Annotated in this window: 14 protein-coding genes; 12 read left to right on the top strand and 2 right to left on the bottom strand. The window is 60.3% G+C overall.

Annotated elements, in window-relative coordinates; translation table 11 throughout:
• Positions 1 to 20 precede the first annotated feature (20 nt).
• The 7 genes from UF78_RS14325 to murB are packed head-to-tail and all read left to right on the top strand — an operon-like array spanning position 21 to position 4,558.
• Positions 21 to 653 carry a MotA/TolQ/ExbB proton channel family protein gene (locus UF78_RS14325; protein WP_045162887.1) on the top strand — a complete coding sequence of 211 codons (633 nt, stop codon included), beginning with the start codon at positions 21 to 23 and terminating at the stop codon, positions 651 to 653.
• Complete coding sequence (locus UF78_RS14320; RefSeq protein WP_045162886.1) at positions 650 to 1,078, top strand: ExbD/TolR family protein; 429 nt, start codon at positions 650 to 652, stop codon at positions 1,076 to 1,078. The genes UF78_RS14325 and UF78_RS14320 overlap by 4 nt, the downstream gene beginning before the upstream one ends.
• Positions 1,078 to 2,082, top strand: coding sequence for a tetraacyldisaccharide 4'-kinase (gene lpxK, locus UF78_RS14315; RefSeq protein ID WP_045162885.1), 1,005 nt, complete (start codon positions 1,078 to 1,080; stop codon positions 2,080 to 2,082). The genes UF78_RS14320 and lpxK overlap by 1 nt, the downstream gene beginning before the upstream one ends.
• A 46-nt stretch (positions 2,083 to 2,128) precedes the next feature.
• Positions 2,129 to 2,314: a Trm112 family protein gene (locus tag UF78_RS14310; RefSeq protein ID WP_025241005.1), complete on the top strand. Its 186-nt coding sequence runs from the start codon at positions 2,129 to 2,131 to the stop codon at positions 2,312 to 2,314.
• Positions 2,311 to 3,075 (top strand): 3-deoxy-manno-octulosonate cytidylyltransferase, encoded by a 765-nt coding sequence (gene kdsB / locus UF78_RS14305; protein ID WP_045162884.1) that lies wholly within the window; start codon positions 2,311 to 2,313, stop codon positions 3,073 to 3,075. The genes UF78_RS14310 and kdsB overlap by 4 nt, the downstream gene beginning before the upstream one ends.
• A gap of 2 nt (positions 3,076 to 3,077) precedes the next feature.
• On the top strand, positions 3,078 to 3,542 hold the full coding sequence (locus tag UF78_RS14300) for a low molecular weight protein-tyrosine-phosphatase (RefSeq protein WP_045162883.1): 465 nt from the start codon (positions 3,078 to 3,080) through the stop codon (positions 3,540 to 3,542).
• Positions 3,539 to 4,558 carry a UDP-N-acetylmuramate dehydrogenase gene (gene murB / locus UF78_RS14295; protein WP_045162882.1) on the top strand — a complete coding sequence of 340 codons (1,020 nt, stop codon included), beginning with the start codon at positions 3,539 to 3,541 and terminating at the stop codon, positions 4,556 to 4,558. The genes UF78_RS14300 and murB overlap by 4 nt, the downstream gene beginning before the upstream one ends.
• Before the next feature lie 176 nt (positions 4,559 to 4,734).
• On the opposite strand, the gene rne is transcribed toward murB, so the two are convergent.
• On the bottom strand, positions 4,735 to 7,896 hold the full coding sequence (gene rne / locus UF78_RS14290) for a ribonuclease E (protein WP_196298672.1): 3,162 nt from the start codon (positions 7,894 to 7,896) through the stop codon (positions 4,735 to 4,737).
• Positions 7,897 to 8,448: 552 nt separating this feature from the next.
• Here rne and rluC point away from each other — a divergent pair.
• The 3 genes from rluC to sppA are packed head-to-tail and all read left to right on the top strand — an operon-like array spanning position 8,449 to position 11,054.
• Positions 8,449 to 9,402 (top strand): 23S rRNA pseudouridine(955/2504/2580) synthase RluC, encoded by a 954-nt coding sequence (gene rluC / locus UF78_RS14285; RefSeq protein WP_045162880.1) that lies wholly within the window; start codon positions 8,449 to 8,451, stop codon positions 9,400 to 9,402.
• Positions 9,395 to 10,081 carry an HAD-IA family hydrolase gene (locus tag UF78_RS14280; RefSeq protein ID WP_045162879.1) on the top strand — a complete coding sequence of 229 codons (687 nt, stop codon included), beginning with the start codon at positions 9,395 to 9,397 and terminating at the stop codon, positions 10,079 to 10,081. Before rluC ends, UF78_RS14280 begins: the two co-directional genes overlap by 8 nt.
• Positions 10,071 to 11,054 carry a signal peptide peptidase SppA gene (gene sppA, locus UF78_RS14275; protein WP_045162878.1) on the top strand — a complete coding sequence of 328 codons (984 nt, stop codon included), beginning with the start codon at positions 10,071 to 10,073 and terminating at the stop codon, positions 11,052 to 11,054. Before UF78_RS14280 ends, sppA begins: the two co-directional genes overlap by 11 nt.
• Before the next feature lie 18 nt (positions 11,055 to 11,072).
• Here the strand turns inward: sppA and UF78_RS14270 are convergent, their stop codons facing one another.
• A complete protein-coding gene (locus tag UF78_RS14270) occupies positions 11,073 to 11,651 on the bottom strand; it encodes a Maf family protein (RefSeq protein WP_045162877.1) in 579 nt (192 codons plus the stop codon).
• Between the two features lie 104 nt (positions 11,652 to 11,755).
• On the opposite strand from UF78_RS14270, the gene UF78_RS14265 reads away from it, so the two are divergent.
• Together UF78_RS14265 and rpmF are read left to right on the top strand one after the other, a co-directional pair.
• Complete coding sequence (locus UF78_RS14265) at positions 11,756 to 12,283, top strand: YceD family protein (RefSeq protein WP_045162876.1); 528 nt, start codon at positions 11,756 to 11,758, stop codon at positions 12,281 to 12,283.
• 12 nt (positions 12,284 to 12,295) lie between these two features.
• Complete coding sequence (rpmF, locus tag UF78_RS14260) at positions 12,296 to 12,478, top strand: 50S ribosomal protein L32 (RefSeq protein WP_019342480.1); 183 nt, start codon at positions 12,296 to 12,298, stop codon at positions 12,476 to 12,478.
• Positions 12,479 to 12,481 lie beyond the last annotated feature (3 nt).

Genomic DNA, 12,481 nt, shown 5'->3' with positions numbered 1-12,481 from the left:
TTTCGAGGGGGATTCATCTCGTGTGGGAGCTGGTTAAAGCGGGCGGCTGGATAATGCTGCCAATCATTCTATGTTCCGTCGCCGCGGCTGGCATCATCATCGAAAGACTATGGACGCTACGACCCAGTCGCGTGACTCCGTCGCACCTCCTCGGTCAGGTGTGGAAGTGGATCAAGGACAAGAAGCTCAGCAACCAGAAACTTAAAGAGCTGCGCGCGGATTCGCCACTCGGCGAGATCCTAGCTGCGGGCCTGGCCAATTCCAAACATGGCCGGGAGATCATGAAGGAGTGTATCGAGGAGGCTGCGGCGCGTGTCGTCCATGACCTCGAGCGCTACCTCAATGCGTTGGGTACCATTGCCGGCATCGCGCCATTGCTCGGCCTGCTAGGCACCGTGCTCGGAATGATCGAGATCTTCAGTGCCTTCATGGGATCAGGCATGGCCAATGCACCCTTGCTCGCTGCGGGTATCTCCAAGGCATTGATCACCACGGCGGCTGGCCTGATGGTCGGTATCCCGGCCTTGTTTTTTCACCGTTTCCTGCTGCGCCGCGTCGAAGAACTGGTGGTTGGAATGGAACAGGAGGCGATCAAGCTGGTCGAGGTCGTACAGGGCGACCGCGACGTCGATCTGGGTGAGGGCAAGGCGTGAAGTTTCGACGTAAGGCGCGAGAAAACGTCGACATCGGCTTGGCTCCGCTGATCGATGTGGTGTTCATCTTGTTGCTGTTCTTTGTGGTGACCACGACCTTTACCCGCGAAACACAGCTTAAGGTGGATTTGCCTGAAGCGGCCAGTGGTACGCCGCCCCAGGATGCCGAGAAAAAGCAGCTGGAAGTGGTCATCGATGTCGATGGCAGCTTTACCCTGAACGGCAAGACGTTGATCAAGCATGACCTGAGTACGTTAATGGCAGCTCTCAGCAAGGAGTCTGGCGGTGACACCAGCCTGCCGATGATCATCAGCGCCGATGGCAAGACCCCGCATCAGGCTGTCATCACAGCCATGGATGCAGCCGGAAAGCTGGGTTTTGCGCAGCTTCGTATCACCACCGTCGAGGCCCAGCCGGAGCCCTGATGTCCTTTGCCGACCGTCTGCAGCGAGCCTGGTACGAAGGGCACCCGGCCCTGGCGTTGCTCGCGCCACTGGAGGCGCTCTACCGGCGTGTGGTCGTCGCCAAGCGAAAGAAGTTCATCAGCGGTGCGACAGATCGTTACCGCGCTCCGGTGCCTGTGGTGGTGGTGGGTAATATCACCGTTGGCGGAACCGGCAAGACTCCACTGATTCTATGGCTCATCGAACATTGCCGTCGCCGCGGCCTGAAGGTGGGGGTGGTCAGCCGTGGCTACGGCGCCACACCACCGTCGTATCCCTGGCGAGTGATGCCCAACCACTCGGCGGCCGAAGCGGGTGACGAGCCGCTTTTAATCGCGCAGCGAACCGGCGTTCCGGTCATGATCGATCCGGATCGATCACGCGCCGTTCGCGGACTGCTCGAGTGCGAGCCACTCGATCTCATTCTTTCCGACGACGGCTTGCAGCACTACCGGCTGGCTCGCGACCTTGAACTGGTACTCATCGATGCTGCGCGTGGCCTGGGCAATCTTCGCTGTCTTCCTGCCGGCCCGCTGCGTGAACCGCTCGAACGGCTGGAGTCGGTCGACGCGGTGCTTTTCAATGGAGCACTGACCGACAGTCCGTCCGGTTTCGGCTTCGCCTTGCGGCCATCCCGATTGATCGAGCTGGCAAGCAATCAGGCTTGGTCGCTTGATCATTTCCCTCCAGGCCAGCAGCTGCACGCGGTCGCCGGGATCGGTAATCCACAGCGTTTCTTCAGTACGCTCGAGGCGCTACACTGGCGACCGATTCCGCATCCCTTCGCCGACCACGCCCGTTATAGCCTGGAGCAGCTGAGTTTCAGCCCCGAGCTACCCTTGGTGATGACGGAGAAGGATGCGGTCAAATGCCGGGCATTCGCGCCGCCGGGCTGGTGTTATCTGCAGGTGCAGGCCGAGCCATCGGCGGCGTTCGTGACCTGGTTCGATACACAGCTGGGCCGATTGCTACCTGAACACCCCTAAGCCGCTCGATCTGCCAGGTGCGGTCGGCTGCATCCAAGGACTGCGCATGGATACCAAACTGCTCGATATTCTCGCCTGCCCGCTCTGCAAGGGCCCGCTGAAGCTCACCGACGACAAGTCCGAACTGATCTGCAAAGCCGACGGCATGGCGTTTCCGGTGCGAGACGGGATTCCGGTGATGCTGGAAAGCGAAGCCCGCACCTTGGAAGTGGACGAGCGCCTAGACAAATGAGCAGCCCTTACACGGTCGTGATCCCGGCGCGTTATGCGTCCACCCGTCTGCCTGGCAAGCCGCTGCAAGACATCGCAGGCAAGCCGATGATTCGTCACGTCTGGGAGCAAGCTTGCAAGAGCGGTGCGCAGCGAGTGGTGGTGGCTACCGATGACAAGCGGATTCTCGAGGCTTGCCAAGACTTCGGGGCGGAGGTGTTGCTGACACGTATCGATCACAATTCGGGCACAGATCGCCTCGCCGAAGTGGCGAATAAGCTGGGCCTCGAGACTGATGCGATCGTCGTCAATGTGCAGGGCGATGAGCCGTTGATTCCTCCTGCGGTAATCGATCAGGTCGCGCGCAACCTCGACGCACATCCGGAAGCGGCCATCGCCACGCTTGCCGAGCCGATGAGCGACGCGCAGTCGTTGTTCAATCCCAACGTAGTGAAGGTACTTAGCGATATCAATGGTTTGGCGTTGACCTTCAGTCGTGCGCCGTTGCCATGGGCGCGGGATGACTTCGCCCGTGACCGGGACGCGTTTCCGGCTGAGGTTCCCTATCGTCGACATATCGGCATCTATGCCTACAGGGCCGGATTCCTGGCCGACTTCGTCGCCTGGGGGCCTTGCTGGTTGGAAAACACTGAGTGCCTCGAGCAGTTGCGCGCGCTTTGGCATGGCAAACGCATTCACGTCGCCGATGCGATCGAGGCGCCTCCGGCTGGCGTCGACACCGCAGAAGATCTCGAGCGTGTCCGCAAGCAGCTCGGAGCCTGAGCATGAACGTCCTATTCGTCTGCATGGGCAACATCTGCCGATCGCCCACGGCTGAGGCGGTGTTTCGCAAGCACGTGCAGGACGTTCGGCTGGAAGGTCGCATTTCCATCGATTCTGCTGGAACCGGTGGTTGGCACGTCGGTAAAGGGCCGGACCCGCGGTCCTGCCAGGCGGCCGCCAGGCGAGGCTATGACCTCAGCACGCTACGAGCGAGACAGGTGGCGGTCGAGGACTTCCAGCGCTTCGATCTGATCCTGGCAATGGATCACGAGAATCTGGAGCGACTGCAGGCGCTACGGCCCTCGAACTCGCGCGGTGAGCTGGGCCTGTTCCTGCGCCGATACAACCTGGGCGAAGATGCTGTGCCTGATCCGTATTTTGGTGGCCAGGACGGTTTCGAGCAGGTGCTTGACCTGATCGAAAGGGCATCCGTCGCCCTGCTTAACGAGGTCAGGGAGCGTCTGTGACCCTTATCATCGAACAGAACCGCTCGCTCAAGGCCTTCAATACGATGGCTGTCGAGGCGAGCGCGGCACGCTTTACCGAGGCTCATAACGACCAGGAGGTAGTCGAGGCGCTCGCCGAGGCTCGCCGTCTTGGTGCCCCGCTGTGGGTTCTCGGTGGTGGCAGCAACCTGGTGCTTACTGCGGATGTGGATGCGCTGGTGCTGCGCATGGCCAGTCGGGGCGTGCGGGTGCTCAATGACGACGGTGAGCAGGTGGTGATCGAGGCGGCGGCGGGGGAGTCATGGCATCCTTTCGTGCTGCACAGCCTGGAGCTCGGTTTGTCCGGCCTGGAAAACCTCAGCCTGATCCCCGGTACCGTCGGCGCTGCACCGATTCAGAACGTTGGTGCATATGGCGTCGAAATCAAAGACGTGTTCGCTGGGCTGACCGCGCTGGACCGTGAAACTGGAGGTCTCGTTGAATTCGATCTGCAAGCGTGCCAGTTCGGCTACCGTGACAGCTTGTTCAAGCGCGAGGCCAGGCGCTACGTCATTCTGCGGGTGCGCTTTTTGCTGCAGCGAACGGCAAATCTGAAGCTTGAATACGGGCCTCTTCGCCAATGGTTGCAACAGCACGATATCCGCCATCCGACGCCAATGGATGTAAGTCGTGCGGTCTGTGCCATTCGCAGCGAGAAGCTGCCCGACCCTCGAGTTCTAGGCAATGCAGGCAGTTTCTTCAAGAATCCTTTGGTCCCTCAGTCGATCGCAGCTGCATTGCGGGCGCGATACCCCGATCTGGTGGCGTTTGCGCAAGGCGATGAGCAGGTCAAGCTTGCCGCCGGCTGGTTGATCGAGCGAGCGGGCTGGAAAGGCTATCGGGACGGTGACGCGGGTGTGCATCGGTTGCAGGCATTGGTGCTCGTCAATTATGGTCAGGCCACCGGTCGGCAGATTCTGGATCTGGCTCGGCGCATCCAGGCGGATATTGCCGAACGCTTTGGCGTGCAGCTGGAAATAGAGCCCAACGTCATCTGATACGGAGTTCGTTCGGCCGCTCTACTCGTTGGTATGGCGGGCGGCTTGCGTCTGATCGCTTTCGGTTGTGCCGTGTCGAGGATTACCGGCGTATCCATTTCCTGTAGGTCCCAGTGACGGGCACATGGACACAAAAAAGGGATGCCGAAGCATCCCTTTTTTTACTGCTGTGCCTGTCAGTTCTGGCGCTTATCGGCGTCATCCTGCTCGGTGGCTTCGTCGGCCACCTCAGGGGCAGCTTCCGTGGTGGGCTTGATCGGTTCCTCGAGCAGAACAGCTTCTGTGACGGCCTGTTCGGCTTCTGGTTCGGCCGTTTGTGGCTGCGCCGGCGCCGGTTCGATGGCCTGCTCTTCCTTGCTGCTGGCTGAATCGGCGACCGGTTGTTCGGCCGATGCAATATTAACCGCCTCGCTGACAACGATTTCAGGGCTTGCCAGTTCCGCTGGTGTCTGTGCTTCGGCTGAAGCTTTCGCTTCGGCGGCCTTCGCTTCGGCTTCGGCTGCTTCCTTGGCCTGGCGCTCCTGCTCGAGGCGGCGACGACGTACTTCGCGCGGGTCGTTGGGTGCGCGGCCGGTCGCTGTCAGAACTGGAGCTACCGGTTCGACGGGCGCTGCCGCTGGCTGTTCGGCAACCGGTTCGACCGGTGCTTGCGCGACCTCAGGCTCGATTGCCGAAAGTTCTGGTTGGCCAGCTTCTGGCTGCGGGGCAGCGGCTGGTGCGGCTTCTGCGATAGTCGGTGTCGTGGTGTCGCCTGTTGGCGCTGCGTTGACTTCTTCTGCGGGCTTCGCCGTTTCGGTCGTGCTAGCCGTTTCGGCATTGGCTGACGCTGGCGTTTCCGACGTCGCCTCGGCCTGGATCGCCGCTGGTGCTGTGTCGGTGTCGGCCGTGTTCGCCGCTAGGGCGGCTGCCGTCGCGGCAATGGCAACCTGTTCGGATTTCACCGGTGCATTGCTTTCACTGACTTCGGCAACGTTGTTCTCGGACTCTTCGCCAATCTCGTTGCCGTTGGCATCACGCTGACGATCACGGCGGTTGCTGCGACGACGCTGACCGCGGGAACGACGACGCGGACGATCTCCGCCTTCGGTCGACTCTTGTTCATCCTGCGTGGCTTCTGCGGTGTCATTTTGCTGCAGTTCGTCCGTGCTCGCGGCTTGCTCTGCGCGAGGCTTACGCTCTTCGCGAGGCGGGCGCGGTTTACGCTCGGTGATTTCCTCACTGGCAGCCCCCACTGGAGCGGTCTGGACTGGCTCATCCAGCGGTGCACGCAATTCGCGCTTGCGCTCTTCGCGGGGTTGGCGATCCTCGCGTGGCGTGCGTTCGCGACGCGGCTGTGGCTGCGCCGGGCTGTCGTTGGCCTCGATCGGCTCGCGAGGTTCACGGGCTTCGCGTGGCTTACGCTCCTCGCGTGGAGGACGAGGCTGGCGCTCTTCGCGGGGCTGACGCTCTTCACGTGGGGCGCGCTCTTCGCGCGGAGCACGTTCCTCGCGCGGCTTGCGTTCTTCGTCGCGATTGCTGCGTGAATCACGGCGACGGTTCTGCTGGCGGCCACTGCGACGCTCGTCGTTGCGCTGCGGACGGCTGCTGGTGGCGGGCTTCTGCTTGACTTCAGCGGCCGGGGCTTCCTGCTTGCCGGCAAAGAGACCGACCAGCGATTTGACCAGCCCTTTGAACAGGCTCGGCTCCTGGGCGGCAGGCGCGGCGGCTTCTACTGGCGTGGCGGCCGGCGCCGGTGCGGGCGCCGTCCGTGGAGGGGCGGTTTTCACTGCCGCTTCCTGACGAACCAGGGTGCGTGTCGAGCTGACCGGTTGGGCTTCTTCGACCTCGGTCGGGCTCATCTCGTAGCTGGCCTGGCCCGCAATGATTTCCGGGCTGTCATCGCGAAGACGCTGCACTTCGAAGTGCGGCGTTTCCAGATGATCGTCCGGCAGGATGAAGATTCGCGCGCGGGTGCGCAGTTCGATCTTGGTGATGGCGTTGCGCTTCTCGTTGAGCAGGAATGCGGCGACCTGGAAGGGGACGCGGGCGCGAACCTCTGCCGTGCGATCTTTTAGCGCCTCTTCCTCGATCAGGCGAAGGATCGCCAGCGACAGCGACTCGACGTCACGAATGATGCCTTGGCCGTTACAGCGAGGGCAGACGATGCCACTGGTCTCGCCGAGCGACGGACGCAGGCGCTGACGAGACATTTCCAGCAGGCCGAAGCGCGAGATACGTCCAACCTGGATACGGGCGCGATCGGCCTCGAGCGCTTCGCGAACCTTCTCTTCCACGGCGCGCTGGTTCTTCGCCGGGGTCATGTCGATGAAGTCGATGACAATCAGGCCCCCGATATCGCGCAGACGCAGCTGGCGAGCGATTTCCTCAGCGGCTTCCAAGTTGGTCTGCAGCGCGGTTTCCTCGATATCGCCGCCCTTGGTGGCGCGCGCCGAGTTGATGTCGATGGACACCAGAGCTTCGGTCGGGTCGATGACGATGGATCCGCCGGACGGCAGCTTTACTTCGCGCTGGAAGGCGGTTTCGATCTGGCTTTCGATCTGGAAACGGTTGAACAGCGGCACGCTGTCTTCGTACAGCTTGATCTTGCTGGCGTACTGCGGCATGACTTGCTGGATGAAGGACAGGGCTTCGTCCTGGGCTTCGACGCTATCGATCAGAACTTCGCCGATATCCTGGCGCAGATAGTCGCGGATGGCGCGGATGATAACGTTGGATTCCTGATAGATCAGGAAAGGGGCGGGGCGATCCTGGGAAGCTTCCTTGACCGCGCTCCAGAGCTGCAGCAGGTAGTCCAGATCCCATTGCATTTCTTCACTGGAACGGCCGAGCCCGGCGGTGCGGACGATCAAACCCATGTCGGCAGGGACATCGAGGCCATTCAGCGCTTCACGGAGTTCGTTGCGCTCCTCGCCTTCGATGCGGCGAGAGATGCCGCCGGCGCGTGGGTTATTCGGCATCAGAACAAGGTAGCGGCCGGCTAGACTAATGAAAGTCGTCAGGGCTGCGCCCTTGTTGCCACGCTCTTCTTTTTCGACCTGGACAATAACTTCCTGGCCTTCGCTCAGGACTTCTTTGATGTTGACGCGGCCGTCGGGGGCCTTCTTGAAGTACTCGCGGGAGATCTCTTTGAGGGGAAGAAAGCCGTGGCGGTCGGCGCCAAAATCCACGAAAGCGGCTTCGAGGCTGGGCTCGACGCGCGTGATCTTGCCTTTGTAGATGTTGGCTTTCTTCTGTTCACGGGCACCGGATTCGATATCGAGATCGAACAGGCGCTGGCCGTCGACCAGTGCGACACGCAACTCCTCGGGTTGAGTTGCGTTAATTAGCATTCTTTTCATGTAGTACCGTCGGTTTCCAGGGCAGCGGAAACGGCGTTCGGCACACACGACTCTCGCGGTCGGTGTCAGGTGAGTCAGGAATGGTTGTAAGGCACTCCAGTGTCCAGCGATGTAAGGCCAGTTGGGCCGGCGTCGCGACGACGTCTCCTGCTTGCTGTCGGAACAGAAGCAATGGTTCGGGAGGAGGAATCAGCAATCGGTAGCGGACGGAATGAAGCGTCTATGAAAGCCTTTGCTACGCAATCCGATGGCTGTACATCTCCACCCAACACTCATACTTTGAAAATCGGGTGCCGCTCGCAGAATCCGGGCGGGTTATCGATTATCGCGCTTCCCCGTCGGGGTTACGCATCATGTCTTCAAGGCTTGTTTCGGGGCTTCACCGCTACTTGAGGGAAGCTCCGTCGGACGGCCTCACGTCCTCGAACATTTGCTGGGTCAGGAATGGCGGTTTCGCTGGCATTCATTGACCTGGCCACTTTTGGCGGCGTTCGGGACTATAACAGCAATGTTTAAGTGCTTCAAATCCATGAAAATTGATATCATCCGGCGATGACCAATACCCCCTCTCAGACCTCCGGCGTGCAAATGCTCGAGGTCGTGCCGGAGCTTGCCGGCCAACGCATCGACAACTTTCTTCGTACTCAGCTCAAGGGCGTACCCAAGACGCTGATATACCGCATTTTGCGCAAAGGCGAAGTACGCGTGAATAAAGGGCGAATAAAGCCTGAATACAAGCTGCGGGCCGGCGATATAGTCCGGGTGCCGCCGCTTCGATTACCCGAGCGGGACGAGGCGGTCCCGGTGGCGCAAGGGCTTCTCGAGCGACTGGAAGCGGCCATCGTTTATGAAGACAAGGCGCTTATTGTGCTGAACAAGCCTGCCGGCATTGCTGTGCACGGCGGCAGTGGGCTCAGCTTTGGCGTCATCGAGGCGCTGCGTCAACTGCGTCCCGATGCGAAGGAGTTGGAGCTGGTGCATCGCCTGGATCGAGATACGTCCGGGCTGCTGATGGTCGCGAAGAAGCGCAGCATGCTACGTCACCTGCATCAGGAGTTGCGTGGCGATGGTGTCGATAAGCGTTACATGGCGCTGGTGCGGGGGCGCTGGGAGACCGGCAGAAAGCAGGTGAACGCGCCGCTCATGAAGAATACGCTGCGCTCGGGCGAGCGGATGGTCGAGGTCACTGAAGAGGGCAAAGATGCGCTGACGCTCTTCCGCGTGCTACGTCGTTTCGGCGATTTTGCCACGCTGGTCGAGGCCAAGCCGGTAACAGGGCGTACCCACCAGATTCGTGTCCATGCGCTTCACGCGGGGCACGGAATTGCGGGCGACAACAAGTATGGCGACGAAGAGTTTTCGAAGGTCATTCGTGATCTGGGCGGCAAGCGATTGTTTCTTCATGCCTATGCGTTGAAAGTGCCCTTGCCTGACGGTGGCGAACTGAGTCTGGAAGCGCCTGTCGACGACGTTTGGGCGCGGACGCTGGAGAGGCTTGGTGAGTAGATACGAGCTCCTGATCTTCGATTGGGACGGCACCCTGATGGACTCGATCGGGCGTATTGTCGAATCCATCTCTGTCGCCGCAGCCCGTTGCGGCCTACCGCCCCTCGATGAGGCGGCTATCAAGGGGATCATCGGGCTGGGTTTGCCCGAAGCCATTGCGGTGCTGTATCCACATGTCACGGATGCGCGGACGGCTGAGGCGTTTCGTCGTGCCTATGCCGACCATTACCTCATGCTGGAGGCCGAACCATCGAAGCTTTACCCCGGAGTTGCGCTGGCGCTGCAGCAGTTTCGCGACCAGGGGCATCTGCTCGCCGTGGCGACCGGAAAAGGAAGGCGCGGGCTGGATAGGGTGTTGGACGGGCAGGGTTGGAGCGATTTCTTCGATGTGACCCGTTGTGCGGATGAAACCGCGAGCAAACCTGATCCATTAATGATTCATGAGATTTTGGCACAGTGCCGGGTCAGCCCCGAGCGGGCCTTGATGGTTGGGGACTCGGTATTCGATCTCGAGATGGCCCGGCGAGCTGGGGTAGATAGTGTTGCGGTGTCCTACGGTGCGCAGCCGATCGAGGTGCTGCGCGCATGTTCGCCGCTCATGGCCATTAATTGTTTTTCGGAGCTTGGCGATTGGCTGCGCTCCGCAAGTACAGCAGAGGTAGTTGCGAATGTCGGATGAATGGAAAGCACCTGTGAGCGAGCAGCAGGAAGATCGCAGAAGTTGGAAGTTGCTGGAAAAGACCTTGCTCGCCGGTGTCCAGGAGCAGCGGCGGGCTAGGCGGTGGGGGATATTCTTCAAGCTATTGACCTTCGTCTATCTCTTCGGAGCGCTGCTGATGTTCTCGCCTTTGTTGGAGATCGGCGACAGCAGGAGCGCGAGCGGCAGCCACACGGCGGTCATCAACGTTCGCGGCATGATCGCCGACGAAGAGTCAGCGAGTGCGGACAATGTCGTCGGGGCGCTACGCGCGGCCTTCGAAGATCCCAAAACCAAGGGCGTCGTTCTACGAATCAATAGCCCGGGCGGCAGTCCCGTACAGTCGGGTTACATTTACGACGAGATTCGGCGTTTGCGTGGCGAGCACCCCGACATCAAAGTCTATGCGGTGATCGCCGATCTGGGTGCCTCGGGCGCTTACTATATTGCCAGTGCCGCAGACGAGATCTATGCCGACAAGTCGAGCCTGGTCGGTTCAATTGGAGTGACGGCGGCGACTTTCGGGTTTGTCGAAACGATGGACAAACTGGGGGTCGAGCGCCGGGTTTACACATCGGGCGAACATAAGGCGTTTCTCGACCCATTCCAGCCGGAGAAGCCGGAGGAAACCAAATTTTGGCGCGACGTGCTCGGCACCACTCATCGCCAGTTCATAGACAGCGTCAAGCAAGGACGTGGTGATCGGCTGCAGGTCGCCGATCATCCTGAGCTGTTTTCCGGGCTCATTTGGTCCGGCGAGCAGGCGCTTGAGCTCGGACTCATTGATGGTCTGGGTAATACCAGCTACGTGGCGCGCGAAGTGATTGGCGAAGAGGAATTGGTGGATTTCACCGTGAAGGATTCCGCGCTGGATCGCTTCACCAAGAAGCTTGGTGCAAGCGTCGGTGCCCAGTTGGCGCTGTGGATGGGATTCCAAGGGCCGCAGCTGCGCTAGTTCTCCTAGGTTGAGGGGTCAGGGAACTTTGACTCCGACGTTATTCAGCATGTCGACCAGTCGGATCAGTGGCAATCCGATCAGGCTGGTGACATCCGATCCTTCCGTGGCGCGGAACAGGCTGATACCCAAACCTTCGGCCTTGAAGCTGCCTGCACAATCGTAGGGCTGCTCGGCGTGCAGATAACGTTCGATCTGGTGGTCATCGAGGTCTCGGAAATGGACGATGAAGCTGACGCAATCGATCTGGGTGCTTGCGGTTCGACTGTCCAGTAGGGCCAATGCAGTCAGGAAAAGTACGCTTTTGCCACTGCAGGCTTGTAGCTGCTGCTTCGCTCGCTCGAATGTTCGGGGTTTGCCCAGGATGCTCTTCTCTAACACAGCGACCTGATCCGAGCCGATGATCAGGTGGTCCTGATGGGTCGGCGCCAGTGCTTGCGCCTTTTCGTAAGCCAGCCGACGCACCAGTTGCTCCGGCAGCTCTTCAGGATGCGCGGTCTCATCTATTTCCGGGGCGCTGCAATCGAAGGTCAGCTGCAATCGCGAGAGCAGTTCGCGTCGATAGGGAGAGCTGGATGCGAGAAGCAGGCGGCGCATTTTCCTTCCTTTTATATAGAGGTCCGATCGTCGGTCGGCGGACCTCAATTGTGCGGCTGAATTCCTTTGACAGTCGAGAGGCGCATCCCTAGAATGCCGCGCTTATGTTGAAAGGACCAATACCTCCGCACGTAGATCCGCGCAAGCTTGCTGACCGAGCAGCTAACCTGAAGGGTGAGCTGCAATTGTCTGGGCTGAAGCGGCTCGTCGATCCTCTTGAGGATGACAAGGGTGTGGTGCGCGCCAGTTTTGATTTTGGGCGCGACGAGCAGCGCACTGTGGTCATTCACAGTGAGCTTGATGTTGAGGTCACCATGATTTGCCAGCGTTGTCTGGAGCCGGTTGTTCTACCTATTCACAGCGAGTGCGATTATGCCGTGGTGAATGAAGGTTCGAGCAGCCAGCACCTGCCTAAGGGCTATGACGTGCTGGAAGTGGGAGAGGATCCTCTGGATCTGCTGGCGCTGGTTGAAGAGGAGCTTCTGCTCGCTCTTCCGATTGTTCCACTCCATGACCAAGAAGTTTGCCAGCCGCCGGCTGGGCCTGATGAGCCCGAGCCGAGTGAGGACGAGGTATCGCGGTCCAACCCGTTCAGCGTACTGGCTCAGTTAAAGCGTGACCCAAACGTTTAGGAGTTGATCCCAATGGCTGTTCAGCAGAACAAAAAATCCCGTTCCGCCCGTGACATGCGTCGCTCGCACGACGCGCTCGAGCCGAACGCCCTGTCCGTGGAAAAGAGCACCGGTGAAGTTCACCTGCGCCACCATGTTTCCCCGGAAGGTTTCTACCGTGGTCGTAAAGTGATCGACAAGGGCGCTGACGAGTAAGTC

It is taken from the genome of Stutzerimonas stutzeri, from assembly GCF_000952685.1.
GTDB classification, from domain to species: domain Bacteria; phylum Pseudomonadota; class Gammaproteobacteria; order Pseudomonadales; family Pseudomonadaceae; genus Stutzerimonas; species Stutzerimonas stutzeri_E.
The sequence above is the reverse complement of the archived record's forward strand: the minus strand, read 5'-3'. Positions and strand labels throughout refer to the sequence as shown.